Source organism: Xanthomonas maliensis (assembly GCF_009192945.1).
In the GTDB taxonomy this organism is placed as follows: domain Bacteria; phylum Pseudomonadota; class Gammaproteobacteria; order Xanthomonadales; family Xanthomonadaceae; genus Xanthomonas; species Xanthomonas maliensis.
The window spans coordinates 164178-184638 of sequence record NZ_NSET01000044.1; the positions used below are offsets into that span (position 1 = coordinate 164178).

Here is a 20461-nt window from a genome sequence, read left to right on the forward strand (position 1 = left end):
TGCCGGACCGCGAGATCTGCGACCAAGGTCGAGTCCTGCGGGGCAAGCTGAATAGGCGCCTGAGGCGCCGCCGACGCGCCCCGCAACGGGGCGGCAACGAAACGGCTATAATATTGGGCTTACCTCACCTCAAGACTGGCGCCAGACAGGGGCCCTTTCCGCATGTCCATCGAAAAACTCCGCAACATCGCCATCGTCGCCCACGTCGACCACGGCAAGACCACCCTCGTCGATCAGCTGCTCAAGCAGTCCGGCACCCTGTCCGAGCGCACGGTGTTGGCCGAGCGGGTGATGGACAGCAACGACCAGGAAAAGGAACGCGGCATCACCATCCTGGCCAAGAACACCGCCATCACCTGGCAGGGCAACCGCATCAACATCGTCGACACCCCAGGACACGCCGACTTCGGTGGCGAAGTCGAGCGCGTGCTGTCGATGGTGGATTCGGTGCTGATCCTGGTCGACGCGATGGACGGCCCGATGCCGCAGACGCGCTTCGTGACCCAGAAGGCCTTCGCGATGGGCTTCAAGCCGATCGTGGTCGTCAACAAGATCGACCGCCCCGGCGCGCGCCCTGACTGGGTGATCGACCAGGTGTTCGACCTGTTCGACAAACTCGGCGCCACCGATGAGCAACTGGATTTCCCGATCGTCTACGCCTCGGCGCTGAACGGCTACGCCAGCCTGGATTCGAGCGTGCGCGATGGCGACATGACCCCGCTTTACGAAGCGATCATGCAGCACGTCTCGGCCCCCAGCGTGGATCCGGACGGCCCGTTCCAGATGCGCATCAGCCAGCTGGACTACAACAACTTCGTCGGCGTGATCGGCATTGGCCGGATCCAGCGCGGCACCTTGAAGAAGAACATGCCGGTCAGCGTGATCGACCGCGAAGGCAAGAAGCGTCAGGGCAAGGTGTTGCAGGTGCTCGGCTTCCTCGGCCTGGAGCGCATCGAGCAGGACAGCGCCGAAGCCGGCGACATCGTCGCCATTTCCGGCATCCAGGAACTGACCATTTCCGACACCGTGTGTGCGCTCGAACATCCCGAAGCGCTGCCGGCGCTGACGGTCGACGAGCCCACCATCTCGATGACCTTCCAGGTCAACAACTCGCCGTTCGCCGGCAACAAGGACCTGTCCGGCGGCAAGTTCCTGACCAGCCGCCAGCTGCGCGAGCGCCTGGAGCGCGAAAAGGTGCACAACGTGGCGCTGAAGGTCGAGGAAGGCTCGGACGCCGACAAGTTCCTGGTCTCCGGCCGTGGCGAGCTGCACCTGTCGGTGTTGATCGAGAACATGCGCCGCGAAGGCTATGAACTGGCCGTGTCGCGTCCGGAAGTGATCATCAAGGAAATCGACGGCCAGCTGATGGAGCCGATCGAGCAGTTGGTGGTAGACATCGAAGAACAGCACCAGGGTGGGGTGATGGAAAAGCTGGGCACCCGCAAGGGCCAGCTGAAGAACATGGAGCCGGACGGCAAGGGCCGCGTGCGTCTGGATTACATGATCCCGGCGCGTGGCCTGATCGGCTTCCAGAACGAGTTCAAGACCCTGACCCAGGGCTCGGGCCTGCTGTTCCACGTGTTCGATCACTACGGCCCGAAGGAGCAGGGTGCGATCGCCAAGCGCCAGAACGGCGTGATGATCGCCAATGCGCCGGGCGCAACGCCGGCCTATGCGCTGGGGCCGCTGGAAGAGCGTGGCCGCCTGTTCGCTGCCGAAGGCGACAATGTGTACGAAGGCCAGCTGATCGGCATCCACTCCAAGGACAACGATCTGACCGTCAACGCGATCAAGACCAAGCCGCTGACCAACATGCGCGCTTCAGGCAAGGACGATGCGATCAAGCTGACCCCGGCGATCAAGTACTCGCTGGAGCAGGCACTGGACTTCATCGAGGACGACGAGCTGGTCGAAGTCACCCCGAAGGAAATCCGCTTGCGCAAGAAGCACCTGACCGAGAACGAGCGCAAGCGCGCCGGTCGCAACGGCTGAGCCTGAGCGTTCCTGCGTGAGCAAGACGCCGTACAGCCCGGATCCGCGTGCGCATCCGGGCCTGCACATGATCGCCCTGCTGGAGGCGGTCAAGGGTGTGCTCGCCCTGACGGCGGCAACGGGCCTGGAATTACTGGGCCCTCTGCCGCTGCAGCACGCGGTCAGCAAGCTGATCCGGCGGTTCAATCTCGACCCGGATCATGGTGCGCTGCCGTCCCTGCTCAAGACCATCAGCCCCGATGCCGTGCATCTGGCGGCTGCGGTGGCGCTGGCCTATGGCCTGCTGCATGTGTTCGAAGCCTGGGGCCTGTGGCGCGCCAAGGCCTGGGCCTCGCTGCTGGGCTGCCTGTCGGCGGCGATCTATCTGCCGTTCGACGTCTACGGCATCATCCGTCACCCTGGCTGGACCGCCTGGGGCGTGCTGGCAATCAACCTGCTGATCGTCGGCGTGCTGGCACGCGATCTGGTAAAGCGTCGGCGCCGCTGACGCTGCTGCGCGATCGCGCACCCCGCATTGTCACCCTGTCGCTGCCCCGCTAGCCTGCGAGGCAGCCCAACGGGGAATCCTCCATGCGCCTGGTCTTGCTCCCCCTGCTGCTTGCGCTGGCAGCCTGCGATACCGCTCCATCGCCGCGCCCGGCCGCACACGCCGAACCGGCGGCCAACGCCCTTCCCGTCGCGCTTGCAGAGGTCGATATCGCCACGCTGCAGGCGCAAATGGCGCGCGGAGACACCACCAGCCTGGCAGTGACCCGCGCCTACCTGCAGCGCATCGCTCGCATCGATCGTGATGGGCCACGGCTCAATGCCGTCATCGAACTCAATCCGCAGGCCGAGGCGGACGCCCGCGCGCTGGATGCGCAGCGGCAGGCCGGCAAGCTCCGCGGACCGCTGCACAGCATCCCTGTGCTGTTGAAGGACAACATCGACGCGCTCCCCATGGTCAACAGTGCCGGCTCGCTTGCGCTGGCGCAGTTCCGCCCGAGTCGCGATGCCTTCCTGGTACAGCGGCTGCGTGCCGCCGGTGCCGTGATCCTGGGTAAGACCAATCTCAGCGAATGGGCCAATTTCCGCTCCACCCACTCCAGTTCGGGCTGGAGCGCGCGTGGCGGCCTCACGCGCAATCCGTATGCGCTGGACCGCAACCCCTGTGGGTCCAGCGCCGGCACTGGCGCGGCCATCGCTGCCAGCCTGGCCACGGTCGGCATCGGCACCGAGACCGATGGCAGCATTACCTGCCCGGCCGCGGTCAATGGGCTGGTCGGACTCAAGCCGACGGTCGGGCTGGTCAGCCGCGACGGCATCATCCCGATCTCCGCCAGCCAGGACACCGCCGGGCCCATGACCCGCAGCGTGGCCGATGCCGCCCTGCTGCTGCAGGCCATTGTCGGCGCCGACGCGCAGGACTCCGCTACCGCGGCGGCACCGACAGCGCCCGACTACGCCGCGCAGTTGGATGCCAATGCCTTGCATGGCGCACGCCTGGGCCTACTGCGCAATCCGTTGCGCGAGGATGCTGCCCTGGCGGCGGTGCTGGACCGCGCCGTGCAGACCCTGCGCGCTGCCGGCGCCACCGTGGTCGAGACCCGGCTGGCGACCGACGGCCGCTGGGACGACGCCGAACAGGTCGTGCTGCTGAGCGAATTCAAGGCCGGTTTGAACCGGTATCTGCGCGAACACCGCGCGCCGGTGGCAGACCTGCAACAGCTGATCGCCTTCAACCGTGCCCAGGCCGCACGGGAATTGCCGTATTTCGGCCAGGAATTATTCGAACAGGCACAGGCCGCCCCGGCGCTGGACGATCCGCGCTATCTACGCGCACGCGCCGACGCCCGCCGTCTGGCCGGCCCGGAGGGGATCGACGCCGCCCTGCAGGCCGATCGCCTAGATGCCTTGATCGTGCCCACCACCGGCCCGGCATGGGTCACCGATCTGGCCAAGGGCGACCGCTTTCCCGGTGCCGGGTATGGCGCCGCTGCGGTCGCCGGCTACCCCAGCCTCAACGTGCCGATGGGGCAGATCGATGGCTTACCGGTCGGACTGCTGTTCATGGGCACCGCCTGGAGCGAACCCCGCCTGATCGCGCTGGCGTACGCCTACGAGCAGCGCAGCCATGCGCGCAGTGCCCCGACCTATCGCGCCAGCATCGCCGCTGGGGCGGCGCTCACGACGCCGTAGCCGGTTCGCCGTCCTCCGCGCCCGGCGACCGCACGCCTTCGGGCGCCACCGGCGTCGGCGCGCGGCGTGGCTCGCCCTCCTCGGAGGCGATTTCCGCACGCATGCGCGGCAACGCATATGGATGTTCCCGGGTCAGGAAGTCGATCATGCGCTCGCGTACCAGGCAGCGCAGGTCGAAGGCGTCGCCGGAATTGCGCGCGCTCACCAGCAAGCGCACCTGGATCGTGCGCTCGCTGGTCTCGGTCACCTGGGTCACGCACACCCGTCCGTCCCACAGCGGCTCGCTGTGGCAGATGCGTTCCAATTCGGCGCGCATCGCGGCGATCGGCGTACGGTAATCCAGCCACAGGAAGGCGGTGCCCAACAGGTCGGCGCTGCTGCGCGTCCAGTTCTGGAAGGGGTTTTCGATGAACCAGGTCAGCGGCACCACCATGCGCCGCTGGTCCCAGATACGCACCACGACGTAGGAGCTGCCGATCTCTTCGATGCGTCCCCACTCGCCTTCGACGATGACCACATCGTCCAGGCGGATCGGCTGGGTCAGTGCGATCTGCAGGCCGGCGATCAGGTTGCCGAACACCGGCTTGGCGGCGATACCGGCAACCAGGCCGATGATGCCGGCCGAGGCCAACAAGGTCTTGCCGATCTGGCGGACCTGCGGAAAGGTCAGCAGCACGACCGATACACCCAACAGTATCACCGCCCCCATCAGCACGCGGCTGAGCACCCGTGTTTGGGTCTGAATGCGGCGCGCGGTGAGGTTGTCGGCCACCTCGATCGGATTGCTGCGCAGGATGGCCACTTCGCCTGCAGCCACCGCCCGCACCAGCAACCACGTCACGCAGCCGACGATGCCCACATGCAGCAAGTGCTGCACGGCGGCCAAGGCCTTGCCGGCCAGTGGTGTCGCTTCGGTCGCCACGCCGAGAAACAGCAGCGGCAGGATGAAGGCGGCCGGCAAGGTGACCACGCGAATGATGCGGGCGCGACGGTAGTCGCGATCCTGCATGCGGCGGAACAGCCACAGCATCAACGACCAGGTAACGAATCCGGCGAGCAACGCGGTGCCCAACGGAATCAGATAAGCACGAACGACAGTCCAATCGGCGATCAAACCGTTCCTCCTGCGGTGGGGAAAGAGGGATGGCCGCAGGAGCATGCCGCATCGGGCATGAGCGTCACGTCATCTCGACGGCGGCCTCATGCTGCCGGCCCGGCACTGACCTGTTGCTGCTTGCGGACGATGGCCATCGCGATTTCCAGCGACTGTTCGTAGTTCAGCCGCGGATCCACGCTCGAACGATAGGCGCGCTCCAGATCGCGCTCGGTCAGCTCGCGCGCGCCACCGGTGCATTCGGTGACATCTTCTCCGGTCAACTCCAGGTGCACGCCGCCCAGCCGCGTGCCAGCGGCGGCATGCAGATCGAACGAGGTCTCCACCTCGCTGCGGATGTTGTCGAAACGCCGGGTTTTGTAGCCATTCCCGGTGCTCTCGGTATTGCCATGCATCGCATCGCAGACCCACAGCACGCGCCGGCCATCGCGCTTGACCGCCTCCAGCAGCGGCGGCAGCTTTTCGGCGATCTGCGCCGCGCCCATGCGATGGATGAAGCTCAAACGCCCGGGTTCGTCTTCGGGGTTGAGCACATCGATCAGCCGCAGCAATTGGTCCGGCTGCACCGACGGACCCACCTTGATCGCGATCGGGTTGCGTACCCCGCGTAGATATTCCACGTGCGCGCCATCCAGCGCGGCCGTGCGCATGCCGATCCACGGGTAGTGGGTGCTGAGGTTGAACCAGCCCCACTGCCGCGGGACCTGCCGGGTCAGGCATTCTTCGTACGGCAGCAACAGCGCTTCGTGCGAGGTGTAGAAATCGATGCGATTGAGGTTGTAGACCTCTGCGCCGGACAGCGTTTCCATGAAGCGCACCGCATCGCCGATCGAGGACACCATCTTCTGGTAGTCCGTCGCCAGCGGCGAATAGCCCACCCAATCCAGATTCCAGTATTCGGGGTGATGCAGGTCGGCGAAGCCGCCATCGATCAGTGCGCGGACGAAGTTCATCGTCATCGCCGAGCGCGAGTGAGCGGTGATCATGCGGCGCGGGTCCGGGACGCGCGCGGCCTCGGTGAATGCCGGCGCGTTGATTACATCGCCGCGGTAGCTGGGCAAGGTCACCCCGCCGCGGGTTTCGGTATCGGCCGAGCGCGGCTTGGCATATTGCCCGGCGAAACGCCCGACCCGCACGACCGGCAAGCGCAAGCCGTGCACCAGCACCAGGCTCATCTGCAGCAAGACCTTGAGCCGATTGGAAATCAGCCCGGATTCGCAGTCGCTGAAGTTCTCCGCGCAATCGCCTCCCTGCAACAGAAAGCGCTTGCCCTCCTGTGCTTCGGCGAGCTGGCGCTTGAGCGCGAAGATTTCCCACGACGTTACCAACGGCGGCAGTTGCCCCAGCTCGTCCATGGCCGCCTGCAGCGCCGCCTGGTCCGGATAGGTCGGCATCTGCAGGGCCGGTTTGCCACGCCAACTGCCGGGCGTCCAGGCGGAATCGGGCGCAGAGACGGAGGGAACGGCGGAAGCATTCATCACAGGACTCCGAAGTGGCCTGCGATGGTGGCAGAGGCCCGGCTCTCCCGCAAAGGGCCAAGGGCCTCAGAAGGCGCTGGCGAGTGCCAAACGCGTCCAGCGACCTGAACCAGAAGCAAAGCCTGGCCGGCAAGCATGACTTTCGACCTACGCCGGTCCTGGCGAACGGGCGCAGTGTTATTCCATAACACTCCTTTCACCCGACCGTACGGCTCGCCATGACCCCTCGCCTCCTTTCCGCCGCCATCACCGTTGCCCTGCTGGCAGTACCCGCCAGTCAGGCGTTCGCCGCCGACGACGCGCCCGCCTCCACCACCGATCTGGAGACGGTCAATGTCTTTGCCAAGCTCGAAGCGGCGCGCAACGCCTTGTCGCCGGATATCGGCAGCAGCCAGTGGGCGATCACCGCCGAAGACATCGATCGCCTGCCCCTGGGCGCGGCGACCCCGCTCAACCAGGTGCTGCTGCAGGCCCCCGGCGTGGTGCAGGACTCCTATGGCGGCATCCATGTGCGTGGCGACCACGCCAATCTGCAGTACCGCATCAACGGGGTGATGATCCCCGAGTCCATTTCCGGCTTCGGCCAGAGCCTGCAGCCGCGCATCATCAAGAGCGTCAAGCTGCTCGATGGCGCCTTACCGGCGCAGTTCGGCGATCGCACCGCCGCGGTGGTCGACATCACCACCAAGAACGGGGCAGAACTCGGCAATGGCGGCAGCGTCGGCATCACCGCCGGTGCATTCGGAAAGATCAATCCGAACGCATCGTTGTGGGGAAGCGAGGGACGCTGGAGCTGGTTCGTCAGCGGCGACTACGATCAGAACAAGATCGGTCTGGAAAATCCGGTCGACAGCCTCAACCCGATCCATGACAAGACCCATCAGGGCAAGGGCTTTGCCGACCTGACCTATCTGGTCAACGACGACACCCGGCTCAGCGTGCTGGTCGGCTACGCCAACAACCGCTTCCAGATCCCCAACAATCCCGGGCAAACGCCGGCCTACGACTACCAGGGGATGACCGACTTCGACTCCTCGCAACTGGACGAGAACCAACGCGAAAACACCCGCTTCGGCACCCTCGCCCTGCAAGGCGCGATTGGCGACACCAGTTATCAGGTCTCGGTCGGGCAACGCTATAGCAGCGTCGCGTTCTCGCCCGATGTCGCCGGCGACCTGATCTTCAACGGCATCGCCTCGCAGGTGCAGCGCAGCAACCGCGCCAACACGGTGCAAGCCGACTTCTCCACGCCGTGGGGAGGCTCGCACACCTTGCGCTATGGCCTGTACGGGAATTTCGAGCACGCCGTGGCCAGCAACAACGCCTATGTCTTCCCGGCAAACGACGACGGCAGCCAGAGCAGCAATGTGCCGGTGTTCATCCCGGACGCCAGCCGCTTCCACGCCAGCACGTATGCGCTCTACCTGCAGGACGAGTGGAAGATCGGCGACGACTGGACCATCAACTATGGCGTGCGCGGCGACAAGTACAAGGCCTTCGGCAAGACCGAAGGCCAACTCAGCCCGCGCCTGGGCGTGGTCTGGAACGCCAGCGAGAGCACAACGCTGCATGCGGGATATGCGCGCTACTTCACCCCGCCAGCCAGCGAACTGATCTCCACCAGCGATATCGCCTTGTACGACGGCACCACCAATCAGCAGGATGCGGGCAATGGTCCCACCACGCCGCTCAGCGAACGTAGCGACTACTACGACCTGGGCATCTCGCAGGCGGTCACCGATCACCTGACCTTGGGCCTGGATACCTACTACCGCGAAGCTGCGCGCTTGCAGGACGAAGGACAGTTCGGCGCCGCGTACGTCTATTCCACCTTCAACTACCGCTATGGCCGGATCCGCGGTGCCGAATTCAGCGCCGACTACGACAACGGCCCGCTGACCGCCTATATCAACGTCGCCTACAGCAAGGCGCTCGGCAAGCGGGTCATGACCAGCCTGTACAACTTCGATCCTGATGCGCTCGCCTATACCTACGACAACTGGATCCACCTGGATCACGACCAGAAGCTGACCTCTTCCGGCGGCATCAACTACGCCTTCAGCGAAGGCAGCAAGGTCGGTGCGAACTACCTGTTCGGCAGCGGCTTGCGAACCGATACCGACACCGTTCCCAACGGTGCCTCGCTGCCGTCGTACTTCCAGCTCAATGTCAGTGTCGGCCACGACTTCGACATCCAGACGCATCCGTTGCATGTCCAACTGGCTGCGCTCAACGTCCTCGATCGCCATTACCAGCTCCGCGATGGTGGCGGCATCGGCGTCTTTGCGCCGCAGTGGGCACCGCGTCGTGGCGTCTACGTAAGCCTGCAGCAGGACTTCTAAGCAGGTCGGCACCTGCCGCGCATCCGCAGACGCGTGCGCGGCAGTCTGTTTATCAAATCATTGCAGGGGCAACGCAACGTGATGCCCCGGACATCGCCCGGTCGTCGTGCTGCGCTGGGTGACATCGAGAATGCCGCGCGCTGCCGGAGTTGCTCTCACACTCGCCAGCACATCGTCCTCGCTCCACGCTGACGGTTTCTTTCGCCCTCGCGGCAAGCTAGGGACGCATCCCGCACGCACCGCGGCAATCGCGGCCACCATTCACGGGCATTTCTGCCGCCTGCTGGCCGCTGAAGCTAACGCTTTCCGGCAACGCAAGGATGGCGCAGACCAGCACACGCCGGTCGTCTCGATCGGGGCGGCTTGTGCGAGCCTCCCCGCAGGCATTGCACCTGCTTGGGCCCATCCGCGCACTCTTGCATGCGCTCGGCATGTAAGCCGCGGCATCGCGCGACCAGCGTGTTCCACCGGACCTGTCGCTTGCGCCAGCACGCGGTAGCAGCGCTATCAGCATTGTCTCCGCTACCGCAGCCCTAGAGCGCCCGCCTTCAGCGCAATAGCGTCCGCCGCCGTTCTTTGAAGCTCGCATACAGCGCGAAGAGCGCCAATGACACGAAGCAGATCAGGCACCACATCGGCATCGACAAGCCGAGGAAGCGCCAGTCGATGTTGCCGCAGTCGCCGGTACCGGTCAGCACTCGGCGCATCACCTCGAACGGCCCCAGCGTCTCGCGTAAAAAGGCCAGCGGCGGGCCGCAGGACGCCATCGGATCGGGAAACAGCTGCACCGAGACATGCTTGGTCGAAATGCCTGCGCCGATGCCGGCCGCCAGGAAGGCCAGCACCCCATACATCTTGCGTCCCGCGCTTCCCCTGGGTCCGTGCAGGCCACCGATCAGGAATAGCACGCCGAGCGCGGCGAAGGCGATCCGCTGGAAGATGCACAGCGGACACGGCTCGATGCCCAACTGCAGCTGCACATAGATCGCATAGCCCAGCAGGGCCGCGCAGATCAGGAAACCGAACAGAAACTGCGCGCGAAAGCTCCAGCGGAACGGATTCATCGGATCGGCTCACATGATGATCGGCGCATTATCCGTCATCCCTCGCATCGCCACCACGTGCATGCATGGATCGGTCGCAGCGCAGATCCAAGCGCTATCGCGCATGCAGGCATAAAAAAGCCCGGGCATGCCGGGCTCTTTTCTGATTGCATTGCCTGCAAGCGACTTACTCAGTCACTTCCTCGGCAACGACCGGACGATCGACCAGCTCGACATACGCCATCGGTGCGTTGTCGCCAGCACGGAAGCCGCACTTGAGAATACGCAGGTAGCCACCCGGACGGCTCTGGTAACGCGGACCCAGCTCGACGAACAGCTTGCCGACGGCTTCCTTGTCGCGCAGGCGAGCGAACGCCAGGCGGCGGTTGGCCACGCCATCGACCTTGCCGATGGTGATCAGCGGCTCGGCGACGCGACGCAGTTCCTTGGCCTTGGGCAGCGTGGTCTTGATCAGTTCGTGCTTGATCAGCGAGGCGGCCATGTTGCGGAACATCGCTTCGCGGTGGGCACTGGTACGGTTGAACTTGCGGCCGGATTTCTGGTGACGCATGAGTGTGATTTCCTAAGGAATGTTGAGACTGCTTGAGAGACGTTGTCGCCATCCTGGCGCTATTGAATGGACTGCGGTTGGTCCGAACCGGCCGTCCTTCGACCGGATGTCATCGCAGACTTCAGCCTGTCGATGAGGAAAAACGGCATGGGCGCCCGAAGACGCCCATGCCTTGACGCATTAACCAAGCATGCCGTGCTGGGCGACGCCGGCCGGCGGCCAGTTCTCCAGCTTCATGCCCAGTGCAAGGCCGCGCTGTGCCAGCACTTCCTTGATTTCGGTGAGCGACTTCTTGCCCAGGTTCGGGGTCTTCAGCAGCTCGACCTCGGTCTTCTGGATCAGATCGCCGATGTAGTAGATGCTCTCGGCCTTAAGGCAGTTGGCCGAACGCACCGTCAGCTCCAGATCGTCGATCGGGCGCAGCAGCACCGGATCCACGCCGCTGGTGGCCGGCTTGGCGGCGCCACGGTCGCGGTGGGTGAAATCACCGAACACCGACAGCTGATCGCTGAGGATATCGGCCGCGGTACGCACGGCTTCCTCGGCGTCGATGGTGCCGTTGGTCTCGATGTCGATCACCAGCTTGTCGAGGTCGGTACGCTGTTCGACACGCGCCGCTTCCACGGCATAGGCAACGCGACGCACCGGCGAAAACGATGCATCCAGCATCAGGCGACCGATGGTGCGGGTCTCTTCGTCCGGACGACGACGGGCAGCAGCCGGCTGGTAGCCGAAACCGCGCTCGATCTTCAGGCGCATGTTCAGCGCCGTATCCTTGGTCAGGTGGCAGATCACGTGGTCGCTGTTGACGATCTCGACGTTGTGATCGGTGCGGATGTCGGCCGCAGTGACCGTCCCCGGCCCCTGCTTGGACAGCGAGAGCGTCGCGCTGTCGCCGCTGTGCATCCGAATCGCCACGTCCTTGAGGTTCAGCAGGACGTCCAGCACGTCTTCCTGCAAACCTTCGACCGTGGTGTACTCATGCAGCACGCCGTCGATCTCGACCTCGGTGATCGCAAAACCCGGGATCGACGACAGCAGCACGCGACGCAGGGCGTTGCCCAGCGTATGCCCATAACCGCGCTCCAACGGCTCGATCACGACCTTGGCGCGGTTGTCGGTAAGGCGTTCGATCTGCGGACCGCGTGGGCGCAGAACCTGGTTGGCGGTAACCGTCATGTTGCGGGGTCTCCTGCGAACCTCCGGCGGCGCCGGAGGTTCTCCAATGTGAATTACTTCGAATACAACTCGACGATCAGCGCTTCGTTGATGTCCGACGGCAGGTCAGCGCGATCCGGAACGGCCTTGAATACGCCGCTGAACTTCTTCGAATCGACTTCGACCCACGACGGGCTCATGTCGTGCTGCTCAGCCACGGTCAGGGCTTCCTGCACGCGCAACTGTTTCTGTGCCTTTTCCGACAGCGTGATCGCATCGCCAGCCTTGACCTGGTACGAAGCCAGGTTCACCGACTTGCCGTTGACCAGCACACCACGGTGCGACACCAGCTGACGGGCAGCCGGACGTGTCACGGCGAAGCCCATGCGGTAGACGACGTTGTCCAGACGGGTTTCCAGCAACTGCAGCAGGTTCTCGCCGGTGTTGCCCTTCTTGGTCGAGGCCTTCTTGTAGTAGTTGCGGAACTGACGCTCCAGCAGACCGTAGATACGCTTGACCTTCTGCTTCTCGCGCAGCTGGGTGGCGTAGTCGGAAAGCTTGCCCTTGCGCGCAGCGCCATGCTGGCCGGGCTTTTGCTCCAGCTTGCACTTCGAATCCAGCGCACGCGCCGGGCTCTTGAGGGACAGGTCGGCGCCTTCGCGGCGGGCGAGCTTACAGGTAGGACCGATATAACGAGCCATTTCTTATCGCTCCCTTTAGACGCGACGCTTCTTCGGCGGACGGCACCCGTTGTGCGGGATAGGCGTCACGTCGATGATGTTGGTGATCTTGTAGCCGACGTTGTTCAACGAACGCACGGCCGACTCACGGCCCGGACCCGGACCCTTGATACGCACTTCCAGCGACTTCACGCCGTAGTCGAGCGCAGCGCGGCCAGCCTTTTCGGCGGCAACCTGAGCAGCGAACGGGGTCGACTTGCGCGAACCACGGAAGCCGGCGCCGCCGGACGTGGCCCACGACAGCGCATTGCCCTGGCGGTCGGTGATGGTGACGATGGTGTTGTTGAACGAAGCGTGGACGTGCGCAACGCCATCGGTGATGACGCGCTTGATCTTCTTCTTCGTCTTTGCTGCTGCTGGCTTGGCCATGATTTATCCCTTACTTCTTGATCGCCTTGCGCGGACCCTTGCGGGTGCGGGCGTTGGTACGGGTGCGCTGACCACGCAGCGGGAGACCACGGCGATGACGCAGGCCGCGGTAGCAGCCCAGATCCATCAAACGCTTGATCGCGATACCGATCTCACGGCGCAGGTCGCCTTCGACGACGTACTTGCCGACCTCGGCGCGCAGGCGCTCGATTTCGGGTTCGGACAGATCACGAATCTTCGTGGTCGAGGTAACGCCTGCAGCTTCGCAGAGCTTCTTCGAACGGGTACGGCCGATGCCGTAGATGCTTTGCAACCCGACCCAGACATGCTTCTGGGCTGGCAGGTTGACGCCTGCAATACGCGCCATGACGCGATTCTCCAACTGAGTGATGGCCCGACGGCGCACAGGCGCCATCCGGCAGGATGGATCAAAAGTGAACTTGGAATTGTAGCAAGGTCTCGGATTACATTGAAGCCCGTGGAACCAGAGGTTCCATGAACTCGGCATGGGGAGTGTGCCCATGCTCCGGCGCCGGACGCTGTTGACCCAGAAACCCTCTCTGGATCGCCTGTGCTACTCCCGCACAGGACCACATCGTCACACCCGCGCGCGAGACGTCGTGCGGGCCGCCCTTCTGATCGGAAGATCGAGGCCCGGGATCCGGGCGCATCTTCACGTGTTGATGACGTAGTGTACCACTTAACCGCGCGCGAGTCCGCCGCGCGAGCCGCCCTTCAGGTTGGCCTTCTTCAGCAGGCTCTCATACTGGTGCGACATCAGGTGCGCCTGGATCTGCGCAATGAAGTCCATCACCACCACCACCGCGATCAACAGCGACGTGCCGCCGAAGTGGAACGAGGTACCGAGCTGCGAGCGCATGATTTCCGGCAACAGGCAGACGATCACCAAGTACAGCGAACCAGCCGCCGTCAAGCGGGTCAGCACGCCGTCGACGTAATCGGCGGTGGCCTTGCCCGGACGGATCCCCGGGATCAATGCACCCGACTTCTTCAGGTTGTCGGCAGTTTCCTGCGAGTTGAACACCAGCGCGGTGTAGAAGAACGCGAACCCGATGATCAGCGCCGCAAACACCAACATGTGCACCGGCTCGCCGGGCCCCAGCGCATTGGCGATGCGCTGCAGCCAGGTACCCAGGCCACTGTTGGAAGCGGCCTGACCCGACCACATCGACAACGTCGCCGGGAACGCCAGGATGCTGGAGGCGAAGATCGGCGGAATCACGCCGGCCATGTTGAGCTTGAGCGGCAGGAACGAAGTCTGGTTCATGTACGCGTTGCGACCGCCCTGGCGGCGCGCGTAATTGACCGTGATCCTGCGCTGCCCACGCTCGACGAACACCACGAACAAGGTGAACGCAAGAATGGTGATGACGATCAACAGCAGCGAGATGAAGCTCAGGTTGCCCTCGCGGAACGCCTCGATGGTCTGCAGGGCAGCCGCGGGCAGACCCGCCACGATGCCGGCAAAGATGATCAGCGACACACCGTTGCCGATACCGCGCTCGGTCACCTGCTCGCCGACCCACATCAGGAAGATGGTGCCTGCCGTCAGCGCGATGACGGCCGTCAACACGAAGCCCATGCCGGGCGCATACACCACCGGCGCACCGCCAGGTGCGGTCTGGTTCTGCAGCGCAAGCGCGATACTGCCGCCCTGCACCACCGCCAGCAACACCGCACCGATGCGCGAATACTGGGTGATCTTGCGACGCCCGGACTCACCTTCCTTCTGCATCGCCTTCAAGGCGGGGAAGATGTGGGTCGCCAGCTGGATCACGATCGACGCCGAAATGTACGGCATCACGTTCAACGCAAAGATACTGAAACGGTGCAGGGCGCCGCCCGAGAACATGTTGAACATGTCCACGATGCCGCCACCCTGCGCCTGCATCAACGAAAGCATGGCATCGGGATTGACGCCAGGCACCGGCACGTAGCAGCCGATGCGGTAGACGATCAATGCCCCGAGGACGAACAGCAGCCGCTGGCGAAGTTCCGTGAACTTGCCGAGCCCGCCACCGAGGTTTCCAATGCCAGCCTGCGCCATCTGCCGATTACTCCTCTACGCTGCCACCGGCAGCTTCGATTGCTGCCTTGGCGCCGGCGGTCGCCGCCACGCCCTTCAGCACGAACTTCTTGCTCAGCTCGCCCTTCAGCACGATCTTCGCCTTCTTAGCGCGGCTCGGGACCAGATTGGCCGCACGCAGCGCTGCGAAGTCGACATCGCCAGCTTCCAGCTTGTCCAGCTGGTAGGACAGCACTTCGGCGGTGTCCTTGGCCATCTTGGAACGGAAGCCGATCTTGGGCAGACGACGCTGCATCGGGGTCTGGCCGCCTTCGAAGCCAGCCTTGATCTTGCCGCCGCCCTTGCGGGCGAACGAACCCTTGTGACCGCGACCAGCGGTCTTGCCCAGGCCGGAGCCGATGCCGCGACCGACGCGGGTGCGCTCGGTACGGGCGCCGTCGGCGGGCTTGAGGTCATTGAGACGCAGAGTCATGGGATTACTCCTCAACCTGGACGAGGTAGTGAACCGTGTTGATCAGGCCACGCACCTGCGGGCTGTCCTTCAGTTCACGCACATCGTTGAGCTTATTCAGGCCCAGGGCACGCACCGACAAGCGATGACGCGACTGGGTTCCACGCAGGCCACGCACCAGGCGCACCTTCACGGTCTTGTTGGTGTCCTTAGCCATGGTTGAGCTCCTCCACCTTCTTGCCGCGCTTGGCCGCAATGCGGGCTGGCGACTGCATGTCGGACAGACCCTTCAGCGTGGCGCGCACCAGGTTGATCGGGTTACGCGAACCGACGGCCTTTGCCAGCACGTTCTTCACGCCCACCGCTTCCAGCACGGCACGCATGGCGCCGCCGGCGATCACGCCGGTACCTTCGGAGGCCGGCTGCATGAACACACGAGCCGCGCCATGGCCGGACTTGACCGCGTGCCACAGGGTACCGTTGTTCAGATCGACCGTGGCCAGGTTCTTGCGCGCCTGTTCCATCGACTTCTGGATGGCAACCGGCACTTCGCGCGCCTTGCCATAGCCGAAACCGACCTTGCCCAGACCGTCGCCCACCACCGTCAGCGCGGTGAAGGTGAACTGGCGACCGCCCTTGACGGTCTTGCTGACGCGGTTGACCGCGACCAGCTTCTCGATCATGCCATCGTCGACTTTCTCTTCGCGGTTGCGGTCGCGATCACGACCCCGCGGTGCACGTTCTTCTGCCATCTTGATTCCTTGATTGATTAGGTATGTACAGCTCGCGGCCGCTTATGGTTGTAGTGTCACGCAGTGCTTCCAACCCTTGCTACAGAAGAACGAGGGCGGCCCGGCATCCCCTGCCGGCGGGAATGCAGGCGTGGCCTCAGCCACGCCTGCGTCGTACTTAGAACTGCAGGCCGCCTTCGCGGGCTGCGTCGGCGAGCGCCTTGATGCGACCGTGGTAGCGGTAGCCCGAACGGTCGAAAGCGACCTTCTCGATGCCAGCGGCCTTGGCGCGCTCAGCGATCAGCTTGCCGACCTTGGTGGCAGCGTCGCTGTTCTTGCCGTTCTTCAGGCCGTCCTTGACGTCGGCCTGAAGGGTGTTGGCGGCAGCCAGCACCTTGGAACCGTCGGCGGTGAAGACCTGGGCGTACAGGTGCTGGCCGGTGCGCAGCACCGACAGACGAGCGACACCCAGCTCACGGATGTGCGCACGGGTCGACTTGGCGCGACGAAGACGGGCGATGTTCTTGTTGATGCTCATGATATTTATCCTACGGAAGCTGAAGGGAAAGCGTGCTCCTATCAAAAGTCCGCACAGGGATGTGCGGGCTCTTGCGAGGGACTCGCCATTAAGCCTTCTTGGCTTCCTTGCGAATGATGACTTCACCGGCGTACTTCACACCCTTGCCCTTGTAGGGCTCCGGCGGACGGAAACCGCGGATCTTGGCGGCCACTTCGCCGACCCGCTGCTTATCGGCGCCCTGCACCAGGATTTCGGTCTGGCTCGGGGTCGACAGCGTGATGCCTTCCGGCGCCACGAACACCAGCGGATGCGAGAAACCGAGCGCCAGGCTCAGGTCCTTGCCCTGCATCGAAGCACGGTAACCGACGCCGACCAGCTCGAGCTTGCGCTCGAAGCCATCGGACACGCCCTTGACCATATTGGCCAGAATGGCGCGAACGGTACCGGTAATGGCGATTTGCGACGGATCGTTGGCCGACAACGTGGCGACGCCACCATCAACGGCGATCTCGACGCCGGCCGGCTTCGGCAGGGTCAGGGTGCCCTTGGGGCCCTTGACGCTGACCAGCTCCGGCTGAACATTCAGTTCCACGCCCTTCGGCAGGGACACAGGCTTCTTGGCTACACGGGACATGTTCGACTCCTTCCCTTAGGCCACGAAGCACAGAACTTCACCACCAACGCCGGCTTCGCGAGCCTGCGCATCGGTCATGATGCCCTTCGACGTGGAGATGATGGCGATACCCAGGCCGCCGAGGACCTTGGGCAGTTCGGCCTTGCCGCGGTACTGGCGCAGACCCGAGCGCGAGAAGCGCTTCAAGGTCTCGATGACCGGGCGGCCCTCGAAATACTTCAGCACGATTTCCAGTTCCGCCTTGTTGTTTTCGGTCTGGGTCACGCGCAGGTCGGTGATGTAACCCTCGTCCTTCAGGACCTGGGCGATCGCGACCTTGATCTTGGACGACGGCAACTTCACCGTCTGCTTACCAACCGCTGCCGCATTCTTGATGCGGACCAGCAGGTCGGCGATGGGATCAGTCATGCTCATATGAGTACCTTTGAGTGCACCGATATCCGCTTTCGCGAAAATCTTGTGTTTTCCTGGGAACGGGCCAGGGCCCTTGAAGCCCGCAGCGTCCGTACGGACGAGACAGAAGCGGGAGTATACGACAAAAGAGCCCGACTTGCGTCGGACTCCTTTGCTGAACAGGCATCACACCGTGACCGGCCGCAAACGACCGGCAATGGCACTTACCAGCTGGCCTTACGCAGACCCGGCACGTCGCCGCGCATGGTGGCCTGGCGCAGCATGTTGCGGCCGAGGCCGAACTTGCGATACACGCCACGCGGACGGCCCGACAGCTCGCAACGGTTGCGGTGGCGGCTCGGCGACGAATCGCGCGGCAGCTTCTGCAACTTGGTGGCGGCTTCCAGCTTCTCCTCGTAGGACGCATCCTGGCTGGAGACGATCTTCTTCAACGCTTCACGCTTGCCGGCGAACTTCTTGGCCAGCTTTTCCCGCTTGATGTCGCGGTTGACCATGGAGGTCTTTGCCATTTCGGTTTCCTCGACGAATCAGTTACGGAACGGGAACTTGAACGCTGCCAGCAGCGCCTTCGCTTCCGCATCCGTCTTGGCGGTGGTGGTGACGGCGATATCCATACCGCGGATCGCGTCGACGGCGTCGAAGTCGATTTCCGGGAAGATGATCTGTTCCTTCACACCCATGTTGAAGTTGCCGCGGCCATCGAACGAACGGCCGGAAACACCACGGAAGTCGCGCACGCGCGGCAGCGAGATGTTGATCAGACGATCCAGGAATTCATACATCTTGGCGCGACGCAACGTGGTCTTGCAGCCGATCGGCCAACCATCACGGATCTTGAAGGATGCCACCGAGATACGCGACTTGGTGACCACCGGCTTCTGGCCGGAGATCTTGGACATGTCGGCAACGGCGTTTTCCAGGATCTTCTTGTTGGTTGCGGCCTCGCCCACGCCCATGTTCAGCGTGATCTTGACCAGCTTCGGCACTTCCATCGGATTGGTGTAGCCGAATTCCTTCATCAGGGCCGGCACCACTTCTTCCTTGTAAAACTTTTCGAGACGGGTGTTCATGACCTCATTCCTCAGGCGTCAAGCGCCTCTCCGCTGGAGCGGAACACACGCAGTTTGCGTCCATCCTCCAGCACCTTGAAGCCAACGCGCTCGCCCTTACCCGTTGCCGGATTGACGACATTGACGTTGGAGATATGGATCGAGGCTTCACGCTCGACCACGCCGCCGGCGATGCCCGCCTGCGGGTTCGGCTTGGTGTGGCGCTTGATGACGTTGGCGTTGGCAACGATCACACGATCGCCGTCCACGCGCACAACCTCACCTTGCTTGCCCTTGTCCTTGCCGGTGTTGATGACGACCTGGTCGCCCTTCTTGATACGGTTAGCCATGTGTATGTCCTCCGCTCACAGCACTTCGGGAGCGAGCGAGACGATCTTCATGAACTTCTCGGAACGCAGCTCGCGCGTCACAGGCCCGAAGATGCGGGTACCGATCGGCTCCTGCTTGTTGTTCAACAGCACAGCGGCGTTGCCGTCGAAGCGGATCAGCGAACCGTCAGGACGGCGCACACCCTTGCGGGTACGCACCACGACGGCGTCGTAGACTTCGCCCTTCTTGACCTTGCCGCGCGGAATGGCGTCCTTGACGGTCACCTTGATGATGTCACCGATGTGGGCGTAGCGACGCTTGGAGCCGCCCAGCACCTTGATGCACATCACTTCCTTGGCACCGGAATTGTCGGCGACATCGAGGTAGCTCTGCATCTGGATCATGATTCAGATCTCCCTTATTCGGCCGCGCGGGTGACGATTTCCACCACCCGCCAGTTCTTGGTCTTGGACATCGGCGCAATTTCGGTCACGCGCACGACATCGCCTTCATTGCAGGCGTTGTCGGCATCGTGTGCGTGCAGCTTGGTCGAACGCTTGATGTACTTGCCGTACAGAGCATGCTTGACCTGGCGCTCCACCAACACGGTGACCGTCTTGTCCATCTTGTTGCTGACGACACGGCCTTCGACCGTGCGCAGCGTCTTGTTTTCGTTGTTGTCGCTCATCGCGGCCGTCCTTACTTGGTGCTGCCGAGCAGGTGCTTGACGCGAGCGATCTCGCGGCGCACCCGGCGGGTTTCGTGGGTCTTCGGCAGCTGGCCGGTGACCTGCTGCATCCGGAGCGAGAACTGCTCCTTACGCAGATCGGTCAGGTGGGCCTTCAATTCGTCAGCCGACTTTTCGCGGAGTTGTTTGATGTCCATCAGCGCACCGTCCGGGTCACGAAAGTGGTGGTCACCGAGAGCTTGGCGGCGGCAAGGCGGAACGCCTCACGTGCGGTCTCTTCGGGGATACCTTCGATTTCATAGATCATGCGGCCCGGCTGAATCTGCGCGACCCAGTACTCCACGTTGCCCTTACCGGAGCCCATGCGGACTTCGATCGGCTTCTTGGTGATCGGCTTGTCGGGGAACACACGGATCCACATCTTGCCGCCCTTCTTGACATGGCGGCTGATCGTACGGCGAGCAGCTTCGATCTGGCGCGCGGTCAGCTGACCGTGTGCCGTGGCCTTCAGGCCGTACTCGCCAAAGCTGACGGCATTTCCGCTCCAGGCAAGGCCTTCATTGCGGCCTTTGTGCATCTTGCGGTATTTGGTTCGCTTGGGTTGCAACATTG

The 20461-nt window shown here is 63.6% G+C and carries 26 protein-coding genes; 4 read left to right on the forward strand and 22 right to left on the reverse strand.

Annotated features, from left to right (window positions below; translation table 11 throughout):
• The first annotated feature begins 162 nt into the window (after positions 1-162).
• The 3 genes from typA to CKY51_RS13985 all read left to right on the forward strand — a co-directional run bounded on the left by typA (position 163) and on the right by CKY51_RS13985 (position 4170).
• On the forward strand, positions 163-1992 hold the full coding sequence (typA, locus tag CKY51_RS13975; protein ID WP_152249376.1) for a translational GTPase TypA: 1830 nt from the start codon (positions 163-165) through the stop codon (positions 1990-1992).
• Positions 1993-2059: 67 nt separating this feature from the next.
• Complete coding sequence (locus tag CKY51_RS13980) at positions 2060-2479, forward strand: DUF2127 domain-containing protein (protein ID WP_031339939.1); 420 nt, start codon at positions 2060-2062, stop codon at positions 2477-2479.
• Positions 2480-2562: 83 nt separating this feature from the next.
• The gene (locus tag CKY51_RS13985) at positions 2563-4170 is read left to right on the forward strand and encodes an amidase (RefSeq protein WP_022972713.1); all 1608 of its coding nucleotides are present in this window, start codon (positions 2563-2565) and stop codon (positions 4168-4170) included.
• Here the strand turns inward: CKY51_RS13985 and CKY51_RS13990 are convergent.
• Entirely contained in the window at positions 4157-5284 is a 1128-nt protein-coding gene (locus CKY51_RS13990) for a mechanosensitive ion channel family protein (RefSeq protein ID WP_022972714.1), read from the reverse strand. The two genes, CKY51_RS13985 and CKY51_RS13990, sit on opposite strands and share 14 nt — an antisense overlap.
• A gap of 86 nt (positions 5285-5370) precedes the next feature.
• Entirely contained in the window at positions 5371-6762 is a 1392-nt protein-coding gene (locus CKY51_RS13995) for a class II 3-deoxy-7-phosphoheptulonate synthase (protein ID WP_022972715.1), read from the reverse strand.
• 218 nt (positions 6763-6980) lie between these two features.
• On the opposite strand from CKY51_RS13995, the gene CKY51_RS14000 reads away from it, so the two are divergent.
• Positions 6981-9104 (forward strand): TonB-dependent receptor, encoded by a 2124-nt coding sequence (locus CKY51_RS14000; RefSeq protein WP_152249377.1) that lies wholly within the window; start codon positions 6981-6983, stop codon positions 9102-9104.
• 548 nt (positions 9105-9652) lie between these two features.
• Here CKY51_RS14000 and CKY51_RS14005 read toward each other — a convergent pair.
• The 20 genes from CKY51_RS14005 to rplP form a co-directional block, all read right to left on the reverse strand.
• Positions 9653-10168: a disulfide bond formation protein B gene (locus tag CKY51_RS14005; RefSeq protein WP_022972717.1), complete on the reverse strand. Its 516-nt coding sequence runs from the start codon at positions 10166-10168 to the stop codon at positions 9653-9655.
• A gap of 166 nt (positions 10169-10334) precedes the next feature.
• Positions 10335-10718, reverse strand: coding sequence for a 50S ribosomal protein L17 (gene rplQ, locus CKY51_RS14010; protein WP_152249378.1), 384 nt, complete (start codon positions 10716-10718; stop codon positions 10335-10337).
• Positions 10719-10898: 180 nt separating this feature from the next.
• Entirely contained in the window at positions 10899-11897 is a 999-nt protein-coding gene (locus CKY51_RS14015) for a DNA-directed RNA polymerase subunit alpha (RefSeq protein ID WP_022972719.1), read from the reverse strand.
• Between the two features lie 53 nt (positions 11898-11950).
• Positions 11951-12577: a 30S ribosomal protein S4 gene (rpsD, locus tag CKY51_RS14020; RefSeq protein ID WP_152249379.1), complete on the reverse strand. Its 627-nt coding sequence runs from the start codon at positions 12575-12577 to the stop codon at positions 11951-11953.
• Between the two features lie 15 nt (positions 12578-12592).
• Positions 12593-12985, reverse strand: coding sequence for a 30S ribosomal protein S11 (rpsK, locus tag CKY51_RS14025; RefSeq protein ID WP_022972721.1), 393 nt, complete (start codon positions 12983-12985; stop codon positions 12593-12595).
• A gap of 10 nt (positions 12986-12995) precedes the next feature.
• Positions 12996-13352, reverse strand: coding sequence for a 30S ribosomal protein S13 (gene rpsM / locus CKY51_RS14030; protein WP_031339948.1), 357 nt, complete (start codon positions 13350-13352; stop codon positions 12996-12998).
• Between the two features lie 333 nt (positions 13353-13685).
• Entirely contained in the window at positions 13686-15053 is a 1368-nt protein-coding gene (gene secY / locus CKY51_RS14035) for a preprotein translocase subunit SecY (RefSeq protein WP_152249380.1), read from the reverse strand.
• Positions 15054-15060: 7 nt separating this feature from the next.
• Complete coding sequence (gene rplO / locus CKY51_RS14040; protein ID WP_022972725.1) at positions 15061-15504, reverse strand: 50S ribosomal protein L15; 444 nt, start codon at positions 15502-15504, stop codon at positions 15061-15063.
• A 4-nt stretch (positions 15505-15508) separates the two neighbouring features.
• Positions 15509-15700, reverse strand: a complete 192-nt coding sequence (rpmD, locus tag CKY51_RS14045; RefSeq protein WP_031339952.1) for a 50S ribosomal protein L30 — start codon at positions 15698-15700, stop codon at positions 15509-15511.
• Positions 15693-16235, reverse strand: coding sequence for a 30S ribosomal protein S5 (gene rpsE / locus CKY51_RS14050; protein WP_022972726.1), 543 nt, complete (start codon positions 16233-16235; stop codon positions 15693-15695). The genes rpmD and rpsE overlap by 8 nt, the downstream gene beginning before the upstream one ends.
• 157 nt (positions 16236-16392) lie before the next feature.
• Positions 16393-16752: a 50S ribosomal protein L18 gene (rplR, locus tag CKY51_RS14055; protein ID WP_022972727.1), complete on the reverse strand. Its 360-nt coding sequence runs from the start codon at positions 16750-16752 to the stop codon at positions 16393-16395.
• Between the two features lie 88 nt (positions 16753-16840).
• Positions 16841-17368, reverse strand: coding sequence for a 50S ribosomal protein L6 (gene rplF, locus CKY51_RS14060; protein ID WP_152249381.1), 528 nt, complete (start codon positions 17366-17368; stop codon positions 16841-16843).
• A gap of 15 nt (positions 17369-17383) precedes the next feature.
• A complete protein-coding gene (gene rpsH / locus CKY51_RS14065) occupies positions 17384-17782 on the reverse strand; it encodes a 30S ribosomal protein S8 (RefSeq protein ID WP_152249382.1) in 399 nt (132 codons plus the stop codon).
• Positions 17783-17985: 203 nt separating this feature from the next.
• Positions 17986-18291, reverse strand: coding sequence for a 30S ribosomal protein S14 (gene rpsN / locus CKY51_RS14070; RefSeq protein WP_022972730.1), 306 nt, complete (start codon positions 18289-18291; stop codon positions 17986-17988).
• 18 nt (positions 18292-18309) lie between these two features.
• Positions 18310-18852, reverse strand: a complete 543-nt coding sequence (gene rplE / locus CKY51_RS14075) for a 50S ribosomal protein L5 (protein WP_152249383.1) — start codon at positions 18850-18852, stop codon at positions 18310-18312.
• A gap of 11 nt (positions 18853-18863) precedes the next feature.
• The gene (gene rplX / locus CKY51_RS14080) at positions 18864-19181 is read right to left on the reverse strand and encodes a 50S ribosomal protein L24 (protein ID WP_152249384.1); all 318 of its coding nucleotides are present in this window, start codon (positions 19179-19181) and stop codon (positions 18864-18866) included.
• A 15-nt stretch (positions 19182-19196) separates the two neighbouring features.
• Positions 19197-19565, reverse strand: a complete 369-nt coding sequence (gene rplN, locus CKY51_RS14085; RefSeq protein WP_003486699.1) for a 50S ribosomal protein L14 — start codon at positions 19563-19565, stop codon at positions 19197-19199.
• A gap of 14 nt (positions 19566-19579) precedes the next feature.
• The gene (gene rpsQ, locus CKY51_RS14090; RefSeq protein ID WP_152249385.1) at positions 19580-19849 is read right to left on the reverse strand and encodes a 30S ribosomal protein S17; all 270 of its coding nucleotides are present in this window, start codon (positions 19847-19849) and stop codon (positions 19580-19582) included.
• An 11-nt stretch (positions 19850-19860) separates the two neighbouring features.
• Entirely contained in the window at positions 19861-20046 is a 186-nt protein-coding gene (rpmC, locus tag CKY51_RS14095; protein WP_003486703.1) for a 50S ribosomal protein L29, read from the reverse strand.
• Positions 20046-20459 carry a 50S ribosomal protein L16 gene (rplP, locus tag CKY51_RS14100; RefSeq protein WP_152249386.1) on the reverse strand — a complete coding sequence of 138 codons (414 nt, stop codon included), beginning with the start codon at positions 20457-20459 and terminating at the stop codon, positions 20046-20048. The genes rpmC and rplP overlap by 1 nt, the downstream gene beginning before the upstream one ends.
• Positions 20460-20461 lie beyond the last annotated feature (2 nt).

Coding starts and splice junctions, on each gene's coding strand:
- rplE (WP_152249383.1), bottom strand. CDS start 18,852: ATGAACACCCGTCTCGAAAAGTTTTACAAGGAAGAAGTGGTGCCGGCC.
- rpsQ (WP_152249385.1), bottom strand. CDS start 19,849: ATGAGCGACAACAACGAAAACAAGACGCTGCGCACGGTCGAAGGCCGT.
- CKY51_RS14005 (WP_022972717.1), bottom strand. CDS start 10,168: ATGAATCCGTTCCGCTGGAGCTTTCGCGCGCAGTTTCTGTTCGGTTTC.
- CKY51_RS13995 (WP_022972715.1), bottom strand. CDS start 6,762: ATGAATGCTTCCGCCGTTCCCTCCGTCTCTGCGCCCGATTCCGCCTGG.
- rplR (WP_022972727.1), bottom strand. CDS start 16,752: ATGAGCATCAACAAGAACATCGCCCGTCTTCGTCGCGCCAAGTCGACC.
- CKY51_RS13985 (WP_022972713.1), top strand. CDS start 2,563: ATGCGCCTGGTCTTGCTCCCCCTGCTGCTTGCGCTGGCAGCCTGCGAT.
- rplX (WP_152249384.1), bottom strand. CDS start 19,181: ATGGCTAACCGTATCAAGAAGGGCGACCAGGTCGTCATCAACACCGGC.
- rpsH (WP_152249382.1), bottom strand. CDS start 17,782: ATGAGCATGACTGATCCCATCGCCGACCTGCTGGTCCGCATCAAGAAT.
- rplN (WP_003486699.1), bottom strand. CDS start 19,565: ATGATCCAGATGCAGAGCTACCTCGATGTCGCCGACAATTCCGGTGCC.
- secY (WP_152249380.1), bottom strand. CDS start 15,053: ATGGCGCAGGCTGGCATTGGAAACCTCGGTGGCGGGCTCGGCAAGTTC.
- rpsK (WP_022972721.1), bottom strand. CDS start 12,985: ATGGCCAAGCCAGCAGCAGCAAAGACGAAGAAGAAGATCAAGCGCGTC.
- typA (WP_152249376.1), top strand. CDS start 163: ATGTCCATCGAAAAACTCCGCAACATCGCCATCGTCGCCCACGTCGAC.
- rpmC (WP_003486703.1), bottom strand. CDS start 20,046: ATGGACATCAAACAACTCCGCGAAAAGTCGGCTGACGAATTGAAGGCC.
- CKY51_RS14015 (WP_022972719.1), bottom strand. CDS start 11,897: ATGACGGTTACCGCCAACCAGGTTCTGCGCCCACGCGGTCCGCAGATC.
- CKY51_RS13980 (WP_031339939.1), top strand. CDS start 2,060: ATGATCGCCCTGCTGGAGGCGGTCAAGGGTGTGCTCGCCCTGACGGCG.
- rplP (WP_152249386.1), bottom strand. CDS start 20,459: ATGTTGCAACCCAAGCGAACCAAATACCGCAAGATGCACAAAGGCCGC.
- rpmD (WP_031339952.1), bottom strand. CDS start 15,700: ATGGCTAAGGACACCAACAAGACCGTGAAGGTGCGCCTGGTGCGTGGC.
- rplQ (WP_152249378.1), bottom strand. CDS start 10,718: ATGCGTCACCAGAAATCCGGCCGCAAGTTCAACCGTACCAGTGCCCAC.
- rpsE (WP_022972726.1), bottom strand. CDS start 16,235: ATGGCAGAAGAACGTGCACCGCGGGGTCGTGATCGCGACCGCAACCGC.
- rplO (WP_022972725.1), bottom strand. CDS start 15,504: ATGACTCTGCGTCTCAATGACCTCAAGCCCGCCGACGGCGCCCGTACC.
- CKY51_RS14000 (WP_152249377.1), top strand. CDS start 6,981: ATGACCCCTCGCCTCCTTTCCGCCGCCATCACCGTTGCCCTGCTGGCA.
- rpsM (WP_031339948.1), bottom strand. CDS start 13,352: ATGGCGCGTATTGCAGGCGTCAACCTGCCAGCCCAGAAGCATGTCTGG.
- rpsN (WP_022972730.1), bottom strand. CDS start 18,291: ATGGCAAAGACCTCCATGGTCAACCGCGACATCAAGCGGGAAAAGCTG.
- rplF (WP_152249381.1), bottom strand. CDS start 17,368: ATGTCCCGTGTAGCCAAGAAGCCTGTGTCCCTGCCGAAGGGCGTGGAA.
- rpsD (WP_152249379.1), bottom strand. CDS start 12,577: ATGGCTCGTTATATCGGTCCTACCTGTAAGCTCGCCCGCCGCGAAGGC.